At 47.3% G+C, this 25,704-nt stretch carries 20 protein-coding genes; 3 read left to right on the forward strand and 17 right to left on the reverse strand.

Annotated features, from left to right (window positions below):
• Positions 1 to 342: 342 nt before the first annotated feature.
• The 12 genes from lysS to pth all read right to left on the reverse strand — a co-directional run bounded on the left by lysS (position 343) and on the right by pth (position 16,323).
• A complete protein-coding gene (gene lysS / locus AYR61_RS00450; protein WP_054712847.1) occupies positions 343 to 1,815 on the reverse strand; it encodes a lysine--tRNA ligase in 1,473 nt (490 codons plus the stop codon).
• 109 nt (positions 1,816 to 1,924) lie between these two features.
• Positions 1,925 to 2,920 carry a tRNA dihydrouridine synthase DusB gene (gene dusB, locus AYR61_RS00455; protein WP_065900876.1) on the reverse strand — a complete coding sequence of 332 codons (996 nt, stop codon included), beginning with the start codon at positions 2,918 to 2,920 and terminating at the stop codon, positions 1,925 to 1,927.
• A gap of 93 nt (positions 2,921 to 3,013) precedes the next feature.
• Complete coding sequence (hslO, locus tag AYR61_RS00460; RefSeq protein WP_054712844.1) at positions 3,014 to 3,901, reverse strand: Hsp33 family molecular chaperone HslO; 888 nt, start codon at positions 3,899 to 3,901, stop codon at positions 3,014 to 3,016.
• 633 nt (positions 3,902 to 4,534) lie between these two features.
• Positions 4,535 to 6,688 carry an ATP-dependent zinc metalloprotease FtsH gene (ftsH, locus tag AYR61_RS00465; protein ID WP_056987553.1) on the reverse strand — a complete coding sequence of 718 codons (2,154 nt, stop codon included), beginning with the start codon at positions 6,686 to 6,688 and terminating at the stop codon, positions 4,535 to 4,537.
• Between the two features lie 102 nt (positions 6,689 to 6,790).
• Positions 6,791 to 7,333, reverse strand: a complete 543-nt coding sequence (gene hpt / locus AYR61_RS00470) for a hypoxanthine phosphoribosyltransferase (protein ID WP_056987554.1) — start codon at positions 7,331 to 7,333, stop codon at positions 6,791 to 6,793.
• Between the two features lie 11 nt (positions 7,334 to 7,344).
• Positions 7,345 to 8,706, reverse strand: a complete 1,362-nt coding sequence (gene tilS, locus AYR61_RS00475; protein WP_065900878.1) for a tRNA lysidine(34) synthetase TilS — start codon at positions 8,704 to 8,706, stop codon at positions 7,345 to 7,347.
• 138 nt (positions 8,707 to 8,844) lie between these two features.
• On the reverse strand, positions 8,845 to 9,378 hold the full coding sequence (locus tag AYR61_RS00480; protein WP_054711203.1) for a S1 domain-containing RNA-binding protein: 534 nt from the start codon (positions 9,376 to 9,378) through the stop codon (positions 8,845 to 8,847).
• A 313-nt stretch (positions 9,379 to 9,691) separates the two neighbouring features.
• Positions 9,692 to 10,084 carry an FtsB family cell division protein gene (locus tag AYR61_RS14765; protein ID WP_056987555.1) on the reverse strand — a complete coding sequence of 131 codons (393 nt, stop codon included), beginning with the start codon at positions 10,082 to 10,084 and terminating at the stop codon, positions 9,692 to 9,694.
• Between the two features lie 225 nt (positions 10,085 to 10,309).
• Positions 10,310 to 10,579: an RNA-binding S4 domain-containing protein gene (locus AYR61_RS00490; protein WP_054711199.1), complete on the reverse strand. Its 270-nt coding sequence runs from the start codon at positions 10,577 to 10,579 to the stop codon at positions 10,310 to 10,312.
• Between the two features lie 12 nt (positions 10,580 to 10,591).
• The gene (locus tag AYR61_RS00495; RefSeq protein WP_056987556.1) at positions 10,592 to 12,178 is read right to left on the reverse strand and encodes a putative polysaccharide biosynthesis protein; all 1,587 of its coding nucleotides are present in this window, start codon (positions 12,176 to 12,178) and stop codon (positions 10,592 to 10,594) included.
• A 7-nt stretch (positions 12,179 to 12,185) separates the two neighbouring features.
• Positions 12,186 to 15,701 carry a transcription-repair coupling factor gene (mfd, locus tag AYR61_RS00500; protein ID WP_404814634.1) on the reverse strand — a complete coding sequence of 1,172 codons (3,516 nt, stop codon included), beginning with the start codon at positions 15,699 to 15,701 and terminating at the stop codon, positions 12,186 to 12,188.
• A 64-nt stretch (positions 15,702 to 15,765) separates the two neighbouring features.
• Entirely contained in the window at positions 15,766 to 16,323 is a 558-nt protein-coding gene (gene pth / locus AYR61_RS00505; RefSeq protein ID WP_065900880.1) for an aminoacyl-tRNA hydrolase, read from the reverse strand.
• Positions 16,324 to 17,478: 1,155 nt separating this feature from the next.
• Between pth and AYR61_RS00510 the strand changes: the two genes are divergently transcribed.
• From AYR61_RS00510 to cbpA, 3 genes are all read left to right on the forward strand, one after another.
• Positions 17,479 to 18,432 carry an L-lactate dehydrogenase gene (locus tag AYR61_RS00510; RefSeq protein WP_054711194.1) on the forward strand — a complete coding sequence of 318 codons (954 nt, stop codon included), beginning with the start codon at positions 17,479 to 17,481 and terminating at the stop codon, positions 18,430 to 18,432.
• 269 nt (positions 18,433 to 18,701) lie between these two features.
• A complete protein-coding gene (locus AYR61_RS00515; RefSeq protein ID WP_065900882.1) occupies positions 18,702 to 20,084 on the forward strand; it encodes a L,D-transpeptidase family protein in 1,383 nt (460 codons plus the stop codon).
• A 179-nt stretch (positions 20,085 to 20,263) separates the two neighbouring features.
• Positions 20,264 to 20,905, forward strand: a complete 642-nt coding sequence (gene cbpA / locus AYR61_RS00520; RefSeq protein WP_054711188.1) for a cyclic di-AMP binding protein CbpA — start codon at positions 20,264 to 20,266, stop codon at positions 20,903 to 20,905.
• Between the two features lie 526 nt (positions 20,906 to 21,431).
• Here the strand turns inward: cbpA and AYR61_RS00525 are convergent.
• The 5 genes from AYR61_RS00525 to AYR61_RS00545 all read right to left on the reverse strand — a co-directional run bounded on the left by AYR61_RS00525 (position 21,432) and on the right by AYR61_RS00545 (position 25,550).
• A complete protein-coding gene (locus AYR61_RS00525; RefSeq protein WP_054711186.1) occupies positions 21,432 to 21,821 on the reverse strand; it encodes a type II toxin-antitoxin system PemK/MazF family toxin in 390 nt (129 codons plus the stop codon).
• Positions 21,822 to 21,845: 24 nt separating this feature from the next.
• Positions 21,846 to 22,115, reverse strand: a complete 270-nt coding sequence (locus AYR61_RS00530) for a hypothetical protein (protein ID WP_054711184.1) — start codon at positions 22,113 to 22,115, stop codon at positions 21,846 to 21,848.
• Positions 22,116 to 22,210: 95 nt separating this feature from the next.
• Positions 22,211 to 23,332, reverse strand: coding sequence for an alanine racemase (gene alr / locus AYR61_RS00535; protein ID WP_065900885.1), 1,122 nt, complete (start codon positions 23,330 to 23,332; stop codon positions 22,211 to 22,213).
• The gene (gene acpS / locus AYR61_RS00540; protein WP_065900887.1) at positions 23,329 to 23,691 is read right to left on the reverse strand and encodes a holo-ACP synthase; all 363 of its coding nucleotides are present in this window, start codon (positions 23,689 to 23,691) and stop codon (positions 23,329 to 23,331) included. The genes alr and acpS overlap by 4 nt, the downstream gene beginning before the upstream one ends.
• 311 nt (positions 23,692 to 24,002) lie before the next feature.
• On the reverse strand, positions 24,003 to 25,550 hold the full coding sequence (locus AYR61_RS00545) for a DEAD/DEAH box helicase (RefSeq protein ID WP_054711179.1): 1,548 nt from the start codon (positions 25,548 to 25,550) through the stop codon (positions 24,003 to 24,005).
• Between the last annotated feature and the right edge of the window lie 154 nt (positions 25,551 to 25,704).

A 25,704-nucleotide genomic window follows, 5' to 3' on the forward strand; every position in this document is an offset into this window, starting at 1 on the left:
CCCTTTGAATCAGCTATTTAATTGTATCTCGCTGTCTTTAACGTGTCAACAACAAGTTTGAAAAACTTTCTCAACTCGTTGTCGACCTGCCGAAGCAACTTTATAAGAATAACATGTTGACGTATCGCCGTCAATGTTTTTTTATAAATTGTTTGAATGCTTATTCATATAAATCGGAACAACACATTCCTCTGCCTCTTTGACAACGATAATAACTATACCAGCTTTAAACACACTGGTCAATACAGTTTAGCAATTTATTTTAAAAAAGAGAATAAAAATAAGAGCCAGGCTAAAAACTTAACCTGACTCTTACTAAAATTGCTTATTTACTCATTTATGCTAATCTTCTGGTCGCATTGTTGGGAATAGCAAGACGTCACGGATTGAATCTGCATCCGTCAACAGCATGACTAGGCGATCGATACCGATTCCAAGACCACCTGTGGGCGGCATCCCGTATTCCAAAGCTTCGATAAAGTCTTCGTCGATACCTTCTGCCTCATCGTTGCCGGCTTCACGTTCGGCCACTTGGGCTTCAAACCGTTGGCGCTGGTCAATTGGATCATTCAACTCAGTAAAGGCGTTTGCAAACTCGTTACCCGTAATATAGAGCTCAAAACGGTCTGTAAACCGAGGATCATCAGGATTCTTCTTAGCTAATGGCGAGATTTCCACTGGGTGTCCGTAAATAAAGGTCGGCTGTTCCAGCTTATCTTGGACCTTCTCTTCAAAGAATGCGTTGATGATATGACCGACCTTCCAATAAGATTCATAGTGAATCCCATTGTCATCAGCTAATTTCTTAGCTTCATCGTCAGTCATTGCCGGCCAGAAATCGACACCTGTATACTCTTTGATTGCATCTACCATATGAACACGGGCAAAGTCTTTATTCAAATCGATCGTATGGCCTTGGAATGAAATAACGCCATCGTCAGTCACGGCTTTAGCTGCAGCCTTGATAATCCCTTCAGTCTCATCCATCACGTCGTGGAAATCGAAGTAGGCCACATAAGTTTCAAGCATGGTGAATTCAGGGTTATGCCGAGTATCCATCCCTTCATTACGGAAGACACGGCCAATTTCGTAAACGCGTTCCATACCACCAACGATCAACCGCTTGAGATGAAGTTCCAGCGCGATCCGCAGGTAAAGGTCAATGTTCAATGCATTATGGTGAGTAATAAATGGCCGTGCATTGGCACCACCAGCCTGGTTATGCAATACAGGAGTTTCGACTTCAGTAAAGTCTTCCCCATCTAAGTATGCCCGAATGGCTGTAATGATCTTACTGCGCTTCTTAAACCGGTCAAAACTTTCTGGATTTGAAATCAGATCCAAGTAACGTTGACGATAGATTTGCTCCTTATCCTGCAAGCCATGGTACTTTTCTGGCAATGGCCGAAGTGCCTTAGATAGGAAGGTCAATTTAGTTGCCCGAATCGTCAGTTCACCCATGTCGGTCTTGATAATGTCCCCTTCAATACCCAAATGGTCGCCAATATCTGACCGTTTAAAAATGTGGTAAACCTCATCACCTAAAATATCTTTACGAACGTAGATCTGGATCCGGCCAGTCCGGTCTTGCAAATCAGCAAAGCCAACCTTACCCTTACCACGCTTTGACACCATCCGACCAGCAATCACTGCGGTCTTACCAAGGTCGTTTAATTCATCCTTATCCATATCGCTAAACTCATCTTGCAACTGCTGTGCCAAATAAGTTCGTTCAAATCGGTGACCAAACGGATCAATACCGTTATCACGCAATTCGTCCATCTTTTCGCGACGAACGTGCATTTGGTCGTTCATTTCTTTATCTTTTCCAGCCACACTAATACCTCCATATTTCGTTCTACCTGTTTAATCATGCCAACCCTCAATAAAAAAAGCAAGCTCTTTTGCCTGCTTTTTAAGGATTTTATCGCTGACGTGCCGGTAAAGCAGCCAGTTTATCTAAAAATTGATCAAACAGATCGATCATTTCTTGTTCCGTTTCGGCATTGTTCAGTGCCGCCTTTGTTCTGGCTGAGTGTGAGATGCCCTTGAGATAGTACGCCGCTTGGCCGCGAAATTCCCGTGGGCCAACGTAATCGCCCTTGAGTTCAACTAACCGGTGAAGGTGTTTCTTAGCCGTTTGGATCTTCGTTGCAGGACTTGGCTCTTCAATCAGCTCACCCGTTTCCAAGTAGTGTTCAGTCTGTTTGAGCATCCATGGATTCCCCATGGCCGCCCGACCGATCATCACTGCATCAGCACCAACGTAATCGAGCATCTGCTTAGCATCCTCCGGCGTCTTCACGTCGCCGTTGCCCATAAACGGAATCGTCAGTTCACTGGCAACGTCTTTTAAAACGTCCCAGTTAGCGTGGCCCTCATACATTTGTTTCCGTGTCCGCCCATGCATGGCCAGAGCAGACGCTCCAGCACGTTCTGCGGCCAATGCATTTTCAACCGCGTAAACGTGATCCAGGTCCCAGCCAATTCGCATTTTAACCGAAACAGGCTTCTTAACAGCATCCGTGACATAGGAAACCATTTCGTAGACCTTGTTGGGATCAAGCAACCACTTAGCACCAGCATCTGTTTTAACTACTTTATTGACCGGACACCCCATGTTGATATCAATGATATCTGCGGCAGTGTGTTGATCAACAAACTTAGCGGCCTCTACAAGGGTCTCTTTGCTGCCGCCAAAGATCTGAATACTCATCGGGTGCTCAACAGCATCTACAAACATCATGTCTAACGTTTTTTGGTTATGGTACATGATGCCGCGATCAGAAATCATTTCGCAAACAACTAACCCTGCACCAAATTTTTTACAAATGACCCGAAAGGCCGAGTTCGTCACCCCAGCCATGGGCGCAACAACAACCTGGTTAGGAATCTTGACGTCACCAATTTGCCATTCCATAGGCTCACCTCTTAAATTAAATTTACTATCTATTTGCCGTTTTTAAGCTGCGCTAGTTATAATAGCACACTCTTACCTAAAATTATACCCGACTTATGACGCCGTTTTGCTGGCTAAAATAGCCTTGAGTTCTGCTTCACTAAAGTCGTACTTGTTCCGACAAAAATGACAAACGGTCTCTGCGTGGTGATCTTCGTTAATAATTGTTTCCAACTGGCTTGTCGGCAAACTACCTAAGGCCTTCGCAAATTCTGGCTTAGAACAATCACATTTAAACGCTACTGGCATTTTATCTAAGACATTGACGTTCTCTTCACCAAACAACAAATTCAGCATATCCTCAGGCTTCTGTCCTGCTAACAAGAGTTCAGAAACCATCGGCACTTCTTTTAACCGTTTCTCAAGGTGCGCAATCGCATCATCTGATGCATCTGGCATGACCTGAATCAGAAACCCACCGCCAACCTTGATCGAGTTATCTTCATTAACAAAGACTGAAACACCCACTGCGGACGGAATCTGTTCTGATTGCGCAAGGTAGAACGTAAAATCATCCCCTATTTCGCCGGAAGCAAGTGGTACCTGACCGGTGTAAGGTTGATCTAGTCCCAGATCCTTGGTCACTGACAAAAAGCCATTCACACCAACCGCTTTTGAAACGTCAATTTTATGATGATCGTTCAGCGGCAGATTGACGTGGGGCTCTTGTAAGTACCCCTTAACCGTCCCTTTTGCATTGCCATCGATGACGATACCGCCAACGGGACCGCCACCATTGATCCGAACCGTCATGGTCTCGTCACCCTTCAGCACGGAAGAAGAAAGCAGCAAAGTGGTCACTAACGATCGCCCAAGTGCGGCTGAAGAAGCGGCCCAGGTGTCGTGCCGGCGCTGTGCTTCACGAACAAGCTCAGTGGCATCAACAGCGTATGCCCGAAACTGGTTGTCGTCGACAAGACTTTTAATTAAATAATCTGACATGTTTTTGTTTCCTCCCTTGAATGCGTCTTGGATAGTATAACACAGAGTGCGGAAGAAGGCGGTTAAAGGGTGGAGCCTAGCTAGCTTTGAGGGTAAAGGCCCGCCCCTGGCCTTTACCCTCAAAGCTAGCTAGGTGCAACCCTTTGCCTTCTGGAGCACGTTTCGGCTAGATAAAATTAGGACCTCATGTAAAACGATTCTCTGGAAAGAATAGAATAGAAAACAGAGTGCGGAAGAAGGACGCTCAAGGAGTGGAGCCTAGTGGACTTTGACCGTAAAAGCCCGGGCCTGGCTTTTACGGTCAAAGTCCACTAGGTGCAACTCCTTGTCCTTCTGGAGCACGTTTCGACGCCAAAATAGCAAAACCGCAATGCTGCTCGGTTCTTTAACAAGATCGCTATGACTGCCTGTCAGCGTGATCATCTATTCACCACCTAAAATGCCCAACCCACATACCTGTATCCTCATATCCAAAATACGAACGCTCAACCCTACAAAACGAGTTCCAAAATAAAGACCACACCTTCAGCAAACGGCTTAAAACAAACGACGCCCCAACATCATGCCACCATCCGCTTCACAAAAAAAAGCCCACAAAAAAACCGCCAACAATCGTTAGCGATTTCTATGCCGTTAAGCCTCGTGATCAGAATCATCATCGTGTGGCTTGTCGGAGGTTGATCCATCATCCGTTGCCTTTGGCGTTTGATCATCAGAAGACTTTGGCGTCTCTGTCTGGTCATCCGCTTGATCATCGGTTGACTGATCAGTTTCAGTGTTTGTTTCCTGTTCTTGATGGCGAGCTGCTTCACGACGTTCAAGTTCAGCCTTGGACTGTTCGAAAGTAGCAGCCTTCTCACTCGGAAATTCAGAGTCATTATCCTTAGAAGGCATTTCACCCGTGTTAAACAAGCTGAGGATCTGCTTTTCGTCAAGTGTTTCGTACTTGAGCAAGGCTTGTGCGATCAACTTATGTTGTTCACGGTGTTCAGAAATGATCTTCTTAGCAGTTTCGTGACCTTCATTCAAGAGACGACGAACTTCTTCGTCAATGGCCGCAGCCGTTTCTCCTGAATAACTTGGACCGCCGTAAGGATTATTGCCCATTGGTTGGCCGCTAGAGCTTTCCAAGGCAACTGTTCCGACCTTATCACTCATCCCATATTGGGTCACCATGGCGCGGGCAATTTGCGTTGCCTGCTCAAAGTCGTTTGAGGCCCCGGATGATTCGGAGTTGAAGATAATCTCTTCAGCTGAACGACCACCCATTAACCCAGCGATTTGTTCCATAGCATCCTTCTTACTCATGAGCATTTGGTCTTCACGCGGCAGCATAATCGCGTACCCGCCAGCACGGCCACGTGGCACAATGGTCACCTTGTGAACGACCCGTGCATCATTAAGCACTAACCCGACAATGGTATGCCCAGCTTCATGGTAGGCCACTGTTTCACGTTCAGTCTTACTGATGACTCGGTTACGTTTAGCTGGCCCAGCAATAACCCGATCTTCAGCTTCGTCAATATCACCGGCATCGATCTCAGTCTTGTTACGACGAGCAGCCAAGAGCGCCCCTTCGTTCAACAGGTTTTCCAAGTCGGCACCCACGAACCCAGGTGTCTGCTTGGCGATTTCTTTCAAATCAACATCGTTAGCTAATGGCTTGTTACGAGAATGAACTTTCAGGATGGCTTCACGACCGTTAACGTCAGGACGGCCAACCAGGATCTTCCGGTCAAAACGACCCGGACGAAGCAGGGCTGGATCCAAAACATCAGAACGGTTGGTAGCGGCCATCACAATGACGCCTTCATTCCCAGTAAACCCGTCCATTTCGACCAACAACTGGTTCAGGGTTTGTTCACGTTCATCGTGACCGCCGCCCATGCCGTTACCACGTTGACGACCAACGGCATCAATTTCATCAATGAAGATGATCGATGGCGCGCTCTTTTTAGCCTGGTCGAATAAATCACGCACACGGCTAGCACCGACACCAACGAACATTTCAACGAAGTCAGACCCAGAAATTGAGAAGAATGGTACACCGGCTTCACCGGCAACCGCTTTAGCCAGCAATGTTTTACCAGTACCAGGAGGTCCCTCGAGTAACACACCCGATGGGATCCGGGCACCCAAGGATATGAACTTCCTTGGATCCTTCAAAAATTCAACAACTTCGACAAGTTCTTGCTTTTCCTCTTCCTCACCGGCAACATCTGAGAAACGAACCTTGTTCTCCTTGCTGTCAGCAGGCTTCGCTTTGGATTTCCCAAAGTTCATCACCCGGCCATTGCCGCCGCCTTGGCCAGCCTGGCCCATCATCATGTAGAAGAAGAAGATAAAGGCAAGCAGTGGTACCACATACACCAGCAGATTGATCCAGAAGCCACTGGACTCCTCAGCCTTCGTGTTCATCTTGACGTTATGATCCCGGGCATAACGTGTCATTTCTTGAACCGACGAATTGTTTTCCAAAATCGCGGTCGAGAAACTTGTTACCTTTGAACTTGTGCTCCCACCAAGCGTAAAGCCAGTCGTGGATTCTTTAGACTTTTGAGCTGTCCGATACTCACCGGTAACTTTGTACACGCCGCCGGACGGTTGAACGGAGAACTTTTTAATCTTGTTTTGCTTTAACTGTTGAATAAACTCACTGGATTGAATATCTTGGGATTGCGAGTTTGAGTTGTTGCCTTGGAAAAAGTAAACAACCCCCATGATCAACAGGAAGATCACAATGTAAAACAGACTATTTCTAAAGAGTCCATTTCTCTTATTGTTCATTTAGTGCCTCCTTACTCACGGTTCCCGTAGTTAGGAACGAAACTAGGGATATTCCCTTGCTTGATAGTCAATATATTATCACATTTGACCTTGTTTGACTAATTATTTATTCGCATAAACTTCGGGTTTTAAAATGCCCACGTACGGCAGGTTTCGATAGAATTCTTGATAGTCCAGACCATAACCCACGAGAAACTCATTTGGGACATTGAAACCAACGTAATCTGCCCTGGCTTCGACCACGCGTCCCTCGGGTTTATCCAGCAAGGTGCAGACCTTAAATGAACGCGGTTGGCGTGCTTCAAGGAAGTCCTTCAAGTAGGCCAGCGTTCGCCCGCTATCCAGAATATCTTCCACAATAATCACATCACGGTCTTTAATATCAGTACTGATATCTTGTTCCAACGTCACTTCACCAGTGGACGCGGTGCCACCGTGGTAGCTTGAAACATCAATGAAATCAAGATCTGCCATGAGATCCATTTCCCGCAGCAGATCCGTCATAAAGAAGATCACACCCTTCAGGACGCCAATGACTAGCGGTCTTTTACCGGCGTAGTCCTCGGTCAGCTGTGCGCCCAATCGTTGGCAGGCAGCCTTAATGTCATCCTGACTATATAACACGCGTTCGATATCGTTATTCATCTTTTTCTCCTTTAATTTAGCGGTTTAAGTTGAAGTTCAAACGTCTTGCCATCCGACCGTGGCGCTCTGAAACTACGCTGGATGCCAATGACCCACAGGACTTCCCCCGCAGCCGAGACCACCACTTGTTGCTGGTCTCGCACCGCGTTAGGCACCTTGTGGTCGATCATGATCCGACGCACCAACTTATGACCGCCTTGTTTCAACTGAATGCGATCGCTGGGTTGCACGTTGCGGACAGACAGTGGCAGTTCCGAAGGCTGCAACACGACACGCATGCGATCAGACCCTGTCATGACCGCCTGAGGTGCTGCTACCAACCGGATTGCCCACTGTTTTGCAATATCAACCCACTGTCTAGATACTACCACATTTTTGTTTTGCACACGTGGTTTTTCAGGAAGTTCTGTTTCATTTATCACTGAAAAATAATCGTAACTCTTAACGAGTCGGACGTGGTTGCCAAGCGCAATTTCGCCCTGTGGCCGCTGACCCGTCAGCAGGCCCGTTGCAGCGGTCACGTGGGCTTCAGAAACGGGGCCAAGCGCTTGAAGAAACCGCCGCATCACAGGTTGTTGAACCCCATCTGGTAACCGTTGAAAGCCGCGCACATCACCCGTCAACGGTGAACGTCGAACTGTTATCCGTCGACAATCTGTGGAAAGTTGTGCATCGCTTAACGCCAGATGCGCCGTCAGCGTATCTGCATAGTGCTGCACGTGGGCAAGCAACTGAGGATTTTCCTGCTTTAACACCGGTACGACCTGATGGCGAATCCGGTTGCGCAACACGTCATCCGCCTGATTAGTGTCATCATCGTACCACGTAAGATGTTGCGCTCTAGCAAACGAGATAAGCTCAGCCTTGCCATAATCCAGTAGTGGTCGGACGAGCAGCCCGCCACCAAATGGCTGAGCACGCTTGATGCCGACCAATTGGTGAAGGTCACCCCCACGAATGAGTTTCATCAAAATGGTCTCTACCTGGTCATCCCCGTGGTGTGCTGTCACGAGCGCTGTCGCCTGATACCGGCGCATGAGCTGGCCGAAAAAGGCGTACCGAAAATCACGTGCTGCCGCCTCAATTCCCGTTTTTGGATGTGTTTCGATCGGCCACACGGTGCCTTCAAAAACAAGGTCATGGTCGTGACAATAAGTCCGCAAATACTCGGCTTCAGCCTCGCTCTGCTGTCGTAGCCGATGATTGACATGTGCCACGATCACCCTTGGGCGCACATCAACTGGCAACCGTTCAAGCAGCCTTAACAACGTCATCGAATCCACCCCAGTGGACACCGCCACGATCACTGTATCCTTTTTTGAAAACCAGGCGTTTGATTGAATCACATGGTCAAATCGTTGTTGAAATTTCACGTTGCGTTCCTTTCTAGGACACCTAAAAATAAAGGGCCGTCAAGCGAACCCTTGCTGGATTTGCTTGACGACCCACCCCATCATCAACTCACGATAATGGCGTCTTAAAATCATACGGTTATCAGCCTGCTGGCCAACTTAACTGCGACGCCCGCCACGGCCGCCGCGCTTACCCTCAGTATTACGTTTAAGAGTTGCTAGCCGATCTTCACTATCCTTGAGAAAACCGGACATCATATCGTCAAAACTCTCCTTATGGTTTGAGGAGTGGGCGTTGTGTGAACGACCACCATTGTTGTTACTGCGATAATGGGAATTACCACCATTGCCACCATTATGGTGACTGTTACTCTCATGATGAGTGTCATGATGAGGATTGTTATTATCGTGATGATCACGCGAATGGTGTTCATGATGTTCATGTTCGCCTTCCGGATGATCCGTTGCCTTACGAATTGATAATGCGATCTTACCGTCGTCACCAATGGATAATACCTTAACGGTCACGGTGTCGCCAATACTTAACACATCGTGGATATCCTTCACGAAGCCGTCAGATACCTCACTGATATGAACCAAGCCGGTTTTGTGCTCACCTAAGTCGATGAATGCACCAAAGTTTGTAATACCTGAAACCTTGCCAGCGACTTTTGCTCCAACCTCGATTGCCATAAAAAAGAATTTCCTCCTTAAAATATGTACTAATATTATAGCACAATTATCAAGAATCCAAATGGAACAATCCCATGAATTCTTAATCATATTTTCATTTTGCCGTTTTTTGAGGTTGTCAAAAACGGGTTGATCAACAGCGTGTTCAGCTTTCATAAACACGTTTTAAAATGAAACCACTTAACCATTATGTGCTGGTTCAAAGAATCTAAAAGTCCCGTTGCAGACAAGCCCAAATAGCTGAGGAAATTCATCTCGGTTATCCAGACTGACGCGACGGGAATTAACCACTATATTGACTGTCGAAACCCTGCTATTTTGCCGTGACGTCACTTGATTTTTCATACGGCAGACTGTAGATCGTTTCACCAGACTTTGAGTAGTAGTACTTAGATCTGATCAATTTTTCAAGATACGACTTGTCATTTAAGCGGTCAACGTGTCCTTGTAACCGTTGTGACGTTTGTTTTATCGTCGATAGCTTGGTCTTTCGTGCGGAGATCTGCTGAGTTGTCTGACCCATCGCGATCTTCGTGTGAATGATCTGGGCCCCTAAACCCAAAAAAACGACGATAAAAAACGCCACCATAATCATAGCCCGCTTTTTTCTGCGCTTCGTCAACAATTGTTTCGTTTCAGTATGCGCAGCTGTAACCTGTCTTGTGTAGTCATTATCAAGATGTGTAACATTTCCCTTTGCTGCCATCTTTACCCCTCCCAGGAAAGTAGCTTTATGTTGAGTATAACAACACATTAGCCCCTTGTCCATGGGGTTTAAAACGGATTCAGGAAAAGTTACAGAATTGTAATAGAGAGTGTGGAGAAAGGCGGTTAAGGGGCAGAATGTAACGGACTCTGGTCTAAAAGTCAGGCCCGGACTTTTAGACCAGAGTCCGTTACACACCGCCCCTAACCCGCCTTGCTCCACTCTCTACTCCCTAAAATCCTTCTCATATTCTTCACTAACAATCTTATACATATTGTCAGCATCCTGCTTCTTAGTCGTATCCAGCAACTGCATCACCTGCACTGTGAGTGTCTTATTTCCGAACTTAATCACCAGTTCATCCTCCGGCATCACATCCGTTGATGACTTTGCCACGCGGCCGTTGACCGTAATTCTGCCCTTGTCCGCGATTTCTTTTGCTACCGTCCGTCGTTTAATAATTCGTGACACCTTTAAAAATTTATCTAATCGCATATTGTTCCTCCGTTATTTTGAAAATAGTCGCAACCATTTATCCGCCATTGGTAACATTAACCACTCCCGCAATGTCAGTAACCGCCAGCGCAGCGCCATACCAATGAAAAACACAACGCCCACTACCACGCCAATGCCGCTCACGAGGAGTGCGCCCAACCGTGACATCATCAGTGCCGGGCCGAAGAAGGCGTGTAATAGGTCAATTAGGATTCTGAGGCCAATAATCATCGCCACGCACAACGTCACGAGTTTACTGATCAATCGATCCTGAAACACATTTAAGTGTAATGATTGCACCTGTCGCGTCAGCATGTAGGTCATGACTGCCAGGGCAATGACTGTCGCCCAACTGGCACCGGCAGCGCCCATAAACACCACGCTGCGTTCGGTGATGACCAGCTTGACCAGCAGTCCGATGGCAAGACCAATTAGTGTCACGCGAAATTCATTGAGACTTTGTAAAATACTATTATAAATCATGATCAGCGTCGCAAACACAATGCTGAGCACGTACACGGACAGCATCGTGTTGCCTTGCCGGTCACCAAACAGAAAAAAGTTGATTTCTGGCATCAGTGCAATGAGTCCGGCGGTGGCAGCCGATGCGATCACTAAACTGATTCGAATCATCCGCTTAGCCAATCGCCTAAACTGCTGTTGCCGATTGTGACTCAACGCTTCAGTTAAGGACGGCAGAAGCGACGACGCAAACGAGGTTGCAACCACCAGCCCAAGCTGAACTAGCGGCTGACCACGGTCGTAAATACCTTTAAGCGCTTTTGCCTGATCATCCATAAACCCATGCAGGACTAATCCACGTTTAACCGTGAACGAATCCACTAGCTGCATCAGCACCATCATCGACGCAAATAAACTGATCGTTCCGCCTTCAATCAACAGCCGTTTGGCCAATGTGCCATACCGATAAGCCGGGCGGTTAACCGGTCGCTGCCAAAAACTCACTTGATAGCGGGTCACAAACCAAGCCATGACTGCGGACGCAAAGACCGCTGCAATCGCGGCACTGCTCATTGCCCAGGTCCCCATTCGGTAAACATCCCAGTGGTGACGCATTGCCCAGTAGGCAACCGTTAAAATAACAGCCACGCGCACGGTTTGTTCAATAAGCTGAGAACTCGCTGACGGCCGCATATCGTACTCACCCTGAAAATAACCCCGGGAGACCGAAAGAAACGGTGAGAACAAGAACATCCAGCTCACCGCTTGAATGATCGGCCGCAGTCGACCGTCCCCCATCGCAACCGCAATGGGGCCGGCAAAGCCCTGCAGACCAAAGAAGACGATCAGGGAAAACCCGAGCATCAGCACAAATACCTGGTGCAGCACAGCTTGTTTTTCCGCCTGGTTCTTTGATTCAGCCACTAATTTAGAAATAAACATGGGCAGACCGCTCAGTGCAAACGTCATCCCGATGCCGTATATGGGATAAATTTGCTGATACACGTAAAATCCCGTGTTGCCCACCATGTTCTGGAACGGTACCCGGTAAACAGCACTTAGAATTTTCGCAATCAGCGATGCAACGGACAGTAAAATTGCCCCCTGCATAATCGTCCGCATATTTCGTTCTTTCATAACTCACCTATTCAGCGACACTGGACGCTGCCATTTCACTTAATGCTTTGACAAACAATGTCAGCTCATTCAGCCAATCGGGAGCGGCCATCTTAGGTTGGATGACTAAGCCCACGATCAGGTGATCATCTTGCAGGTTGACGGTTGCTTTCAATTTCGTTTTGGCGAGAGCCTTAAAGACGGACTCCCCGCTGAATTCATCCGTCCCCTTCAAGCTGAAGGTGACCGTGATAATATCTTTCTTCCGGTGCATCTTGTCGATCAAGGCAGCATCAGCTTGCACCTTTAACTGACTGACTGCCAGTAGGTTCGCCACCTCGGATGGATACTCACCGAACCGGTCGATCAGATCATCCTGAACCTCGGTCAGATCCTCCTTAGTTTCGATTTGACGAATCCGCTTATACATTTCAATTTTTTGCTGCTGATCTTCGATGTAGGTATCTGGCAGATAGGCTTCCAGCCCCAGCTCGACAGTCGCATCCGTCTTATTACGCTGCTGTTTCCCCTGTTTCTTAGCCACGGCATCGCCCAACATTTGCGAGTAAAGATCATACCCGACGGAATCGATGAACCCGTGCTGCTGTTTTCCTAACAGGTTCCCCGCGCCCCGAATCGAGAGGTCCCGCATGGCAATCTTAAACCCAGATCCCAGCTCAGTGAAATCTTTAATGGCCTCTAACCGCTTTTCGCTCACTTCAGTCAGCACCTTGTTTGGCTGGTACATAAAGTAGGCGTACGCAACCCGGTTCGACCGGCCGATCCGACCACGGAGCTGATACAGTTGCGACAACCCCATGTGATCAGCATTTTCGATGAACATCGTGTTCACGTTGGGAATATCGATCCCGGTTTCAATGATCGTTGTCGTGACCAGCACATCATAGTCGCCACGAATGAAGTCGTAGAGGATCCCCTCTAGTTGTGCTTCCGTCATTTGACCATGGATATAGGCCACTTCAGCCTCAGGTACCATCGCCTTGATCTGGCTCACAGTCTCTTCAATGTCACCCACGCGATTATGCAGGAAGAAGACTTGGCCGCCCCGCTGCATTTCCCGGCGAATACCATCCTGAATGGCGCCGGCATTTTGTTCCATCACGTACGTCTGAATTGGAAACCGGTTAGCTGGCGGTGTTTCAATAACGGACAGATCACGCACACCCAGCATTGACATGTGCAGTGTCCGTGGAATTGGCGTTGCGGTCAACGTCAGCACGTCGACCTGCGACTTCAACTGCTTGAGCCGTTCCTTATGCTTCACACCAAATCGTTGTTCCTCATCCACAAGAAGCAAGCCCAGGTCTTTAAACCCGATGTCTTTTGAAAGTAACCGATGGGTTCCGACAACGATGTCGATCGACCCGTCCTTTAACCCAGCGACCGTTTCGTGGACTTCCTTAGTCGTTTGGAACCGCGACAAAATTGCCACGGTGACCGGATATCCTTCAAACCGAGTCGTCATCGTGTCGTAGTGTTGTTGCGCCAAAATGGTGGTCGGGACCAGAAAGGCCACCTGTTTGCCAGCTTCAATTGCCTTGAAGGCTGCTCGCAGTGCCACTTCCGTTTTACCATACCCAACGTCACCGACTAGGAGTCTGTCCATTGGTTTTCGTTTTTCCATATCGTGCTTGATCTCATCGATACTGCGCAGCTGATCCGGCGTTTCTGAGTATGGAAAATCATCATCAAACTGTTGCTGATAGGAATCATCGTGTGGGAACGCATAGCCGGTTTCGGCTTCCCGCTTGGCGTAGAGCTCCACCAGATCATCAGCGATGTCTTCGATTTTAGCCGCAACTTTTTTCTTGGTTTTCGCCCAATCAGAACCACCAAGCTTGTTGATCCGTGGTGTTTTATCTTCTGACGAGACGTATTTTTGAATCAGGTTTAACTGGCTGACCGGAATAAATAATTTCGCGCCGTTCTGGTACGAAATCGTCATGTAATCCTGATGCACGCCATCGACTTCAAGCGTCTGCATACCCTCAAATCGCCCGATCCCATGGTTCACGTGAACCACGTAATCGCCTGGTTTCAGGTCCGTGTAACTCTTTAGTCGTTCAGCGTTCGCCAGCGTTTGCCGGCGACGGTGGTGTTTAGCCACCTGCTTAAACATTTCGGCCTCAGTGATCACAACCAGCTTGGCCTCGGGTAATTCAAACCCGTTTTGGAACTGTCCAGGTGCCAGCTGGACCTGGCCGGGTTGCAGATCACTGGCCTTCGTCATCACCGTTTTAATTTTGAAATCATCCAGTGTTTCGGACACCTTATTTAGCCGTTCTTCATCGTTGATCAGTAAAACGACTGTCTGGTTCAGCGACTGCCACCGTTCAATTTCTTGCTTCAGCAACGGCATCTGACCGAAGAACTGCTGCATACTGCGCGTCTGAATCTCAATCAACTGACTAAACCGCATGTTCCCCATGCCTTTTTGGAACAGCGCAAAGAAGATCTCGGCATGCTGGTCTTTCTTAAGCACGTTCGCAAACGGCAGCCCAAACTGCTGGTCGGTGAAGATCTGGTGGTCCTTAAGCTTATCGACCGCCCAGTTGGCTTCATCCAGCTCAAGCTGCTTATTGGCTTCGCGAACCCGCGGATAGTCATCCAGTAAGACCAACCCGTCATCTGCCAAATAGTCCAACAACGATACATCACCAAACAGATAATCACCAAATAACCGCAGTTCAGCCGATACGCCGCCTTTTTTAAGGTCATCAACCAGCGGGGTCACAAAATTACTGAGCTGTTCCGCTCCGTCATCATCAAGCTGTTTCATCTGGGTCTTTAGTGCATCTGTAAGGCGCTTTGCAGCAGCGTTTCGCTGTTCGGGATTTAATAACAGATCGGTAACGGCTAGAATCGTCACCTCATCAATATTTTCAACACTGCGTTGCGTGCTGGCGTCAAAGTAACGCAAGGAATCAATTTCGGTATCAAACAAGTCGACCCGAACTGGATATTCAGTATCTAACGGATAGATATCAATGATCGACCCGCGGACTGCAAAGTCACCTGGCGCATCCACAAGTTTTTGTCGGTGGTATCCCATCCGTTGCAGATGCGCAATCACGTCTTCAGAATCAATGTCGTCACCCGTTTTAAGCGTAAAGCGTGCTGTATCAAAGGATTGCGGCAGCGGTAACTGCCGGCGCAATCCAGCGACAGAAGTTACGACAACAACTGGCTTGTCTGCCCGAAGTGCACTCATCGCAAGGATGCGTTGCGCCAAAAAGTCGGGAGAACTGGTCGCGATTTCGGCTGCTAACAGTTCCTCGACTGGAAATTCAAACAATTCATCATCGGTTAAACTACTACTTAATTCAGCAACCAGTTGGTCTGCATGATACATGGTATCGGTCACGAAGATCATTGGTTTGCCCTGGGCATGCAATAGGGTCTGAATCAAAAGTGCCCTTGCCGAGCCGGTAATCCCGGTCACAAGTTGCCGCGTTTTTGGTGCTAATTGCGTTGCAAGTTGTTGGTATTCAGGCATCTTTTCGATAAATTCAGTTAATTGCACGGTTATTCCCCCTTTCTTATCACGGCCGCAGCAACTAGCCGCGGTTGGGTTATCCTTAGTTCATTTAATTGTAACGATTCATCAGTTCGGTCATTGGCACTTCGTCAAGCCAGTCAAACAGGGCTTCGACGGCGTGGTCAGCGGCGTTATCAAAATCGATCTGCTGGTCCGGTGTAAACTTCCCTAAAACGTAATTCACAACGTTGGCCTTAGACGGATGGGCGATGCCGACCTTAATTCGGTCAAACTCGCTGGTCCCCAGACTGGCAATGATACTCTTGATCCCATTGTGGCCGCCAGCTGAGCCCTTTGCACGCAGTCTGATGCGGCCAACGGTCATGTCCATATCATCTTGAACAATGATAATGTCTGATGTTTCCAATTTATAAAAATGGGCCAGTGCACCCACCGCACGGCCAGATTCATTCATAAACGTTTCCGGTTCGACCAGCAGCACCTTTTCGCCGTTTACCTGGCCGCTTGCTAGCTTTGCTTCCATCTTCCGGGTAGAAAAGCTGAGGCCTGCCTTGTCAGCAAACCGCTCAACGACCATAAACCCGGTATTATGCCGGGTCCCCTGATACTGTGGTCCAATGTTTCCAAGTCCAACGATCATCTTCATGTTGCGCTTCGCTCCTCATTACTCATCTAATTTGATTAAAACATGCAAAATAGCTGGACGGTAGTCTTGACCGTTCAGCATAACGTTTTCTTACACTTTATTATTCATCTTTTAACCCTAAAAGTATAGCATACGTCACCCTAAATTGCATAGTTGGCGCCTACAATGACGGTGGTTAGTGTTGGTATTGATAGTTCTGAATAGGACTGGCGCCTCGTTAAGCCATACAACATGACGAAGAAGCTTGAAATAGCGCTAGGCATGTCGCTCCGTAGCGCCGTTCGGCCCTGCAGGCTGAAGCCAGAGTGTGGAGCACTCCGGGAGTTGGCCTGCGGAACACGTTTCCACAATATAAACTAGAAATTCAAGGATCTCCTACGTCTCCCGTGTTCGTAAGCGAGGAAAATACCCTCGCCAACGAACACCGACACCACAGCCAGCAATGCCGAACAGCTCCACTACGCTACGATACTTGTGTGAGTCATCATAGGTGATAAGTCTTCATAAGCGGGGCCATGAAACCTGCTAATTGAACGTTACAAGTGATTAGCTCATGGCGAGAAGCATTGCTGTCAATGGCTTTACTAGCAGTCGAGGGCGGATTCTCTTCTAACTTGGTTTAACGCCATCGTGATGCTTAACCAGTGGTAGAAAGTAATCTCAACGTCAGTGGAATGCAGCAATTTGGCACGGAGCAGTGGTGTCGACATCAGTTAGCGACCGTACTTTGGTCGGTTACTGATGTGCGAGATGATGAAGATCCATTCGAGAGCTGCGCAGCAGGAATCGAATTAGCTTCATCGCGAGCCACTATGGCGGCCTGCCAAATTGCGGAATGCAACGGACTGTCACCCAGTCCTCCCCAACAGAATAAGAAATTACTGAATGAAAGGAATAAACGTACACAAAGAAAAGTTTACCCCAATTTCGGTAAAACAATTACTAGTCAAAATCAAGCAATAGGTCAATAAAGACCGGTATACCGTTGTTTCAACCACCACACAATTCAGATTGCAACTATTTCACAAGGTTTAGACGCTCCGTGGAAGTTAAAAACCCTTTAAAGTTAAGTGTTTTTAGTAGATAAAGCGCTTTCATTTGTGATAGTATAATGCCAATTGCTAATGCAATAAATCTAGAATTGAGGTGGATGATATGTCCAAACATCATCAAAAAGTTGTTTTAGTCGGTGACGGTGCCGTGGGTTCTGCTTATGCGTTTGCTATGATGCAACAAGGATTAGCAGAAGAGCTCGTAATCGTTGATGTCATCAAGGAACGGACCGTTGGGGATGCCCTTGACTTAGAGGATGCCCAAGTTTTCACCGCGCCAAAACAAATTTATTCTGGTGACTATAGTGATGCAAAGGATGCTGACCTAGTTGTGATCACAGCCGGTGCACCGCAAAAGCCTGGCGAAACGCGCTTAGATTTAGTGAATAAAAACCTTAAAATTCTGTCTTCAATCGTTCAACCTATCGTTGACTCCGGCTTTAACGGCATCTTCTTAGTTGCTGCTAACCCAGTTGACATTTTGACTTACGCTACTTGGAAGTTCTCTGGCTTCCCTAAGAACAAGGTGATCGGCTCAGGAACCTCTCTTGACTCGTCACGACTGCGCGTTGCACTGGGTAATAAGTTAGACCTTGATCCACGCAGTATTGAAGCTTACATCTTAGGTGAACACGGTGATACTGAATTTGCTGCGTACGACGAGGCAACTGTTGGTGGTGTGCCGCTAAAGGACTACGCCCACAATAAGGGTGTTACCGACAGTGACTTAGCAGATATTGAAGATAAGGTACGTAATAAAGCCTACGAGATTATTAACCGGAAAGGTGCCACCTACTATGGTGTTGCAACTTCTCTGATGCGGATAACCCGTGCTATCTTCCGGGATGAGAACGCGATTTTACCAGTTGGTGCCTCCCTCGAAGGCCAATACGGATTGGATGACATTTTCATTGGGACACCGGCCATCATCAATGCTTCCGGCTTAGCTGGCGTTGTCGAGATTCCATTAAGCGACGACGAAAAGGCGAAGATGGCAAACTCTGCAAAGACCTTAAAGCAAGTCACCAAGGATGGTTTAGCTGCCCTTGAAGGCTAATTAAATTTTACCGCTCAAACGACGCTGTGACTGCATCTGTAATGCAATGACAGCGTCGTTTTACATATTAGTATTTACTTATCTCTTTCTGTGGCTGATCACGGATCAATACCAACATATATGGCCGCAGATTACTGGGATAACGTTAAAAATAGCCGATTTTGTCGACTAATCCATGTTCGTTGATAACCTAAAGATTATATTTCCAAAAAATTGTATTTTACGAACGAATGCTGTACCCTTTTAATATGATTAAAGGAGGGGAACTCATGAAACACACAAAGCGATGGCTCTTAACTGGGGTAGCAGTGATCGCAATTGTGGGTCTCGGCTATGTCGCCCGCGCAAGCCATTATAAAACACATTTTTTAAATGATACTCAGATCGATGGCATCAATGTGGGTGGCCAAACAGCGGCAGAAGCGGCTCAGTCAGTCAATACCAAGTTGCGTCATCAACGGTACACTGTCGTCGATAAGACTCAAACTCTGACGCAATTTTCCGCGCATCAATTGGGGATCAAGCCTTATACCACGGCTCAGGTTCGTCGACTGATCGATAAGCAAAACGCCTACACTTGGCCAGCACACATGACGACAGCGGCAGCCAGTACCCACCAGTTAGGACAAAAGGCGATCGACCGCACGGATTTAAACAAGGTGTCAACTCAGATCGTCAGTCTAGCTGATAATGCCAACCGCACACCAACCAGGAATGCAAAATTGGTCTACAAAAATCAGGCTTTCGTGATTCAAAAGGAAGTTTATGGCTCTCAAGTCTCTCGAACCAGTGTCAATCAAGCAATTACCAGTGCCGTGTCCCATCATCAATCTCAGATCGATCTGAAGGCTGCCTACGTGAAGCCGACCGTTTTGGCATCAAGTAGGTCGTTAAAAAATGCAAAGAAAACAGCAATCAAGCTAAGCAAAAATAAGATCACCTACACCCTTGCAAACAAAAAAAACACCCTTCCTGAAGCGCGAATTGCCAGTTTCTTGACAACTGCCAACGGTCACGTTTCCGTCAATCAAAAATCCGTTGAAGCCTACTTAATTAAATTAAGTTACACCTATGGAACCGTGCATCAGACACGGCATTTCAAAACGCACAGCGGCACTTACGTGAATGTGCCTGCCGGCCTCTATGGCTGGAGCATCAAAGTCACCGCTGAAACGCCAAAGTTAAGCAAGCTCATTTTGGCTGGCAAACCGGTTACCCGAACACCGATCATTCAAGGCACCGGTTACCACAAGAATGGTCAGGATTTCGGGTCTACCTATGTCGAAGTCTCAAAGGCCAGTCAGCACATGTGGGTGCATAAAAATGGCCGCGTGATTATTTCCACGGACGTTGTGACTGGCAAGCCGCCAAAGGGCACCACCCCATCTGGCGTGTACGTTGTTTGGAGTAAACAGCGTCACGCAACGTTACGTGGGTTAAATGACGATGGCAGTAAATATGCCTCCCCTGTGAGTTACTGGATGCCAGTCGACGATACCGGTGTTGGCATTCATGATTCGCCTTGGCAACCCCGATATGGTGGGTCATGGTACGTGAGTCACGGCTCTCACGGTTGCGTCAACACCCCGCCTTCCGTCATGGCTCAGGTCTACGCAAACGTGCCCTTAAAGACACCCGTTGTCATTTACTAACACTAATCAAAATCTCGTTATCCATTTTAGGATGCGAGATTTTTTGTATCGTCGACTAGCAGTATCTGTCAAAATAAAAATTAGTCTTAAAAAACACACTTCACCTACGAGCCAGCCGGTTTTGTGTTATGATATTGTTAGTTTATTAGAGAGTTCTAATTTTTAGGAGGTTACACCCTATGCTGTTGAAATCCTTGGTCAAACCAAAAGAACGTCTTGTGACCGTACAAGAAAACGTGACTTTGGAAGAAGCACTAAAGGTTTTAGAAGATTCAGGCTACCGTTGTGTGCCCATCTTAGACGAGACGGGGACCATTTTCCGCGGTAACATTTACAAAATGCACATTTATCGGCATAAATCACGTGGCGGCGACATGCAGTTACCAGTGACGACCCTTTTGAAAAATGCGACGAAGTTCATCACTGTGAACGCAGCCTTTTTTAACGTGTTCTTCTCAATTAAGGATTTGCCTTACATTGCGGTTCTAGACGCCAACAATAAGTTTTATGGTATCTTGACACATACCCGGTTAATGGACATGCTTTCTCAATCTTGGAACGTTAATATCGGCTCCTATGTGCTCACCGTCGTGTCTCCTGGCGACCGCGGCGATCTCGCAAGCATTGCTAAGATCATCACCAAGTACACCAGCATCGCAAGTGTCATCAGTCTTGACGCCCAGGAAGGTGAGCTTGTTCACCGAATCATGTTCACGTTGCCTGAGGACGTGGATAAAGATAAACTTGACCGGATCGTTAAGGCCTTGGAACGTAAAGAATTCCGGGTACCTGAGATTGAAGATTTGAAGAAAGAAATGTAATGTAATTCAGTTGAGGATTAGAACAGCCAGTTTGGAAATGAATTTCCAAACTGGCTGTTCTTTGTGTTAAAAATACTTATGACGCCTGGTTTTCTTTCTTGCATTGTCGAAACGTGTTTTGAAAAGCAATGGATGCTCTCTGTCAACATCTTAATTGCTTTATCATTAGTGCTGAAAAGACCCAAGCATTTTAGAGCCTTTATGTCACATCGCCGAAACGAGTTCCACAAACCAAAGACTTGCACAGAAGTGGACTATGTTACAAAATCAAAACCCAGGATTTTATAACATAGTCCACTTCTGCTCCAGTCTTTAACCGGTTTGTTCCACTCTCTATGATATCGTCTCAATCATGGTGAAGTTTGAAATCATTGGCGCCCTTTTGCCACATTGCCGAAACAAGTTCCGAAAAGCAAGGAGCTGCGCGTAAGTTAACTCTGACAGAAATACCAAGTTCGGGCATTTCTGTCAGAGTTAACTTACACTCCGCTCCTTAACCGCTTTTCTCCACTCTCTATGATATGTACTAAGCCCGCTTACGTTTCTTAGGTTCCGCCTTTTTATTCAACCCGATGCTAACTTCTAATGCCTTATCTACCTGCACCATTGTAGCATCGTCCAAATGTGCGACGTGATCCTTTAAGCGTTGCTTATCAATCGTTCTGATCTGTTCTAATAAGATTACTGAATCTTTTTCAATACCCGTATGGTGCGCCTTGATTCCGATATGCGTTGGCATCTTCGGTTTTGAAATTCGCGCAGTTATCGCCGCTACGATCACCGTTGGACTGTAGTGGTTCCCGATATTGTTTTGCACAATTAACACGGGCCGAATCCCACCCTGTTCTGAACCAACCACCGGTGATAAATCCGCATAGAAAATATCTCCACGCTTAATATCGCTGTTTGTTGCCATCTTCTACCATCCCCTCATAACCGCCTAACGCGTTGATAGTCGGCCGGCTGGGTAAAGCTGAGCGACTTCGTTTTCACAGGGTAAGTATTCCCGAACGATCTCCTCATTAAGCGTGCTCATTTCCTGGTAGCCAGCAATCAATGCCGCAATCGTTGCAATATGGTGCGGCCATACTTGAACGCTAATGACTGCCGACAATGACGCAATGAGCTGTTGATGTTGATCCTGATTGATTGACCGAACCACCTGATGGCCGGTCATCGTTGCTGCTGGATGTACAATGTACTGCTTCATGATTAGACCTCTATTAGACTGTTACTATTTCAAATATTTTACCATGAAATACGATAACATTACAGCAATACTAAGCTAAATTCTCACTAATTGACTTAATTCTTGTAAACGCGCGGGATTCTTTCAGTAAACCCACAGGCAATTTCATAGTGGATCGTGTCGCAATAGTCGGCAACATCTTGCAGGGTGATTTCAGCATCGCCATCAGTCCCGACCATCGTTACCGAGGTGCCTTCAGGATACTCGTGTGGTAGCCGTACCATGAGCTGGTCCATGCAAACACGACCAATGATCTCACAAAAATGACCATCAACGAGCACATGAAACCCTTGTAACCGGCGTTCATAACCATCTGCATATCCAATTGGCAACGTGCCGACCCACTCATCCTGTTGCGCAGTATAGGTGGCACCATAACTCACAGAGCGCCCCGCCTTTAGCTGTTTAACAAAGACCAGCTCACTTTCTAACCGCATGGCCGGTTTCAGCGCAAACGGTTCTTGCAGTTCCTTGCCAGACGGGTTCAACCCATAAGCGGCGACCCCCAATCGAATCATGTTGCCGTTGCAAGCATCATGCCACAAGCTAGTAGCTGAATTCGACACGTGGACGTAACGAGGACGGTCTTCCAAAACAGCCATAAAGGCCTGCCAGCGCGCTACTTGTTGCTTGAAATAGGCCGTGTCCGCAGCATCCGCTGTTGAAAAGTGGGTAAAGATCCCGTCAAAGCTGATCTGGGCTTCTTGGTTCAGCCAGGTAACTGCACCCTTTAAATCAGCAGGTTCCTGAAAACCAATGCGCCCCATCCCAGTATCGAGACCAAGGTGAACTGAAAGCGGTTGTTTTACGCCGCTAGTCTCTAAAACAGCAGCTGCGGTCTGCAACCAGTCTAATGTGCCGACGGTCGCTGAAACACCATATTCAGCCATCAGAGCGGCATGTTTTGGTGCAGTGATCCCCAACACAAGAATCGGTTGATTAAATCCAGCGTGGCGCAACTGAAGTGCTTCATCTAAAATGGCGACACAAAAACCGGTAGCACCCGCTGCAACGGCCGTTTGTGCCACTTGGAGGATGCCGTGACCATATCCATTGGCCTTCACGACCATAAACAGATCAGTGTTTGGCTTCAACCGGGCCTTTTCAGTTGCGATGTTGTCGTAAAGCGCTTGCCGGTCGATCACTAAGCGGGTCGGACGATGGCTGCCAATTGTCATTTTTCAAGATCTCCTTCTAATAGTACTTCAGTCATGACGAGGTCACTGGTGTGCGAGATAGAGACAAACGCCTTCCCGGGAAACGGCTGGCGATGAAACGCTGGCTTGCCAGTCTCGTCATCCAGGATCTCGAGGTCTTGAAACGAGACCGACTTGCCAATACCTGTGCCAAAAGCCTTACTAAAGGCCTCCTTAGCCGACCAGCGACCAGCTAGGAATTCGGCTGCACGTTTATCAGAAAGTGTTCGGTAGACGGCCGTTTCAGCCGGTGTCAGGACTTTATGGACAAACGACTCCTGATTTGCTACTGCGCGTAGCCGGTCAATTTTTTCAATATCCACACCAATTCCGTAAACCACAGTATAATCTCCTCACTTCGCACCAAGTTGTTGCCTTTTCAATAATGTTCTCATTTTACCATAGTTTAATTTCGTTAACTTCTTCGATATGGCAGATTAGCGTGAATCTTTTTCAGCCTACCATGACGAACTTTTACCCAACATGATGAACAATCTTCGGTATTTTAGATAGCGTTCTTTTGTAAGACAACATTCTGTTAGTTTATATTTTAGTCGAAAGCCAGTTAATCTTCGACTGATGGCAAGCATAAATCCGCACACAAAAAAAGCCCAGACCGTAAAGTCTGAGCCGTGCAGTAAAGAACAAGCTGTTAGTCCTTGTTCTTACGGATGGTAAAGCCATGCTTGCTGCTACCATTTGATTTGTTATTGTTACGACGATCATTATGGTGATCGCTGTGACGATCTTTGTTACTTGAGTAACGGTGGTGACCGTCATTCTTACCGTTGTAACGACGGTTGCCTGAACGACCGTGGTTGTTACCGCCACGACCGCCGCCGCGATGGTAGTTACCACCGTTGCCGCCATGCTTATGACGAGGCAATGGCCGTTCTGGTGTGATCTTAACGGGAACCTGACTGGAATCATCCTTGGTCAAGTCGTTCAGTAAAGCAGCAACCAGGTCAACAGCTTCGTACTGGTCCAACAACTGAGAAGCAATCTTTTCATACTTTTCAGTGTCGGTCTTATCAACCAGATCCTTAACCGTTTCCTGTGCATTGCTCAACTGGCCAACGAAGGCTTCTTCTTCCGAAGGTGGCTTCAATGGCAGCATCCGCACCTTGGTCAACTTTTCAATTTCACGCAGGTAATCCATTTCGTTAGGCGTTACGAAGGTCAATGAGACACCATGGTGCCCGGCACGACCGGTACGGCCCACACGGTGAACATAACTGTCCGGATCCTGTGGAATATCGTAGTTATAAACGTGGGTAACATCGGCAACGTCGATCCCACGAGCGGCAACGTCAGTGGCAACCAGAATATCTAATTGACCATGCTTGAACTGGTTCAAGATCTGCATCCGGCGCTTTTGCGTCAGGTCACCGTGAATCCCAGCGGCATTGTAGCCACGGGCTTCCAGGCCACGTGAAATTTCATCCACGCGACGCTTCGTCCGAGTGAAGACAATGGTCAGATCAGGTGATTGCACATCAAACAACCGGGTCATGACGTCGAACTTTTCGTAATCCTTAGCCCGAACATAGTACTGATCGATTAAATCAGTGGTCAATTCCTTGGCCTTGATCTTAACGTGCTGCGGGTCGTGCATGAACTGCACACCGACCCGCTTGATTTCAGGTGGCATCGTTGCTGAGAACAACAGGGTTTGTCGTTCGTCAGGCAACGCCTTAATAATGGATTCAATATCGTCTAAGAAACCCATGTTTAACATTTCGTCGGCTTCATCCAACACAAGGGTCTGAACGTGATCCAACTTGATCGTGTGTCGGTTCATGTGGTCTAATAACCGACCAGGTGTCCCAACGATGATTTGGGGATGGTTCTTCAGGCTGTTGATCTGACGCCGGATATCGGCCCCACCATAAACAACTTGAACCTTTGCGTGCTCTTCTTTACCGAGTTGGTAAATTTGTTCCTGAGTTTGGATAGCTAATTCACGGGTTGGTGAAACAACTAAGGCTTGGACATTGGGGTTGTCCCGGTCAATGTGTTGTAGGATCGGCAATGCAAAGGCGGCTGTTTTACCAGTACCAGTTTGTGCCTGACCAATAACGTCCTTACCGTCAAGAACCATGGGGATGGTTTCTGCTTGAATTGGGGTTGCTTCTTCATAGCCGTTTCGTTCAACAGCCTTCAACAAACTTTTTGATAACCCAAGTTCTGAAAACTTCAAATAATTTCCTCCTAATAGGTGTAACAAGGTCCGGTACTATAAGAAATCCGTCTTCTGATGCGTACCGTCCTTGCTGTTGCAACGTCTCTTGCAAAAAAACATAACTAGAATATGATACATCACCCGATTAAAATAAGCAACTAATCTTTTTCAA

The organism is Secundilactobacillus paracollinoides, from assembly GCF_001702155.1.
Lineage (GTDB): Bacteria > Bacillota > Bacilli > Lactobacillales > Lactobacillaceae > Secundilactobacillus > Secundilactobacillus paracollinoides.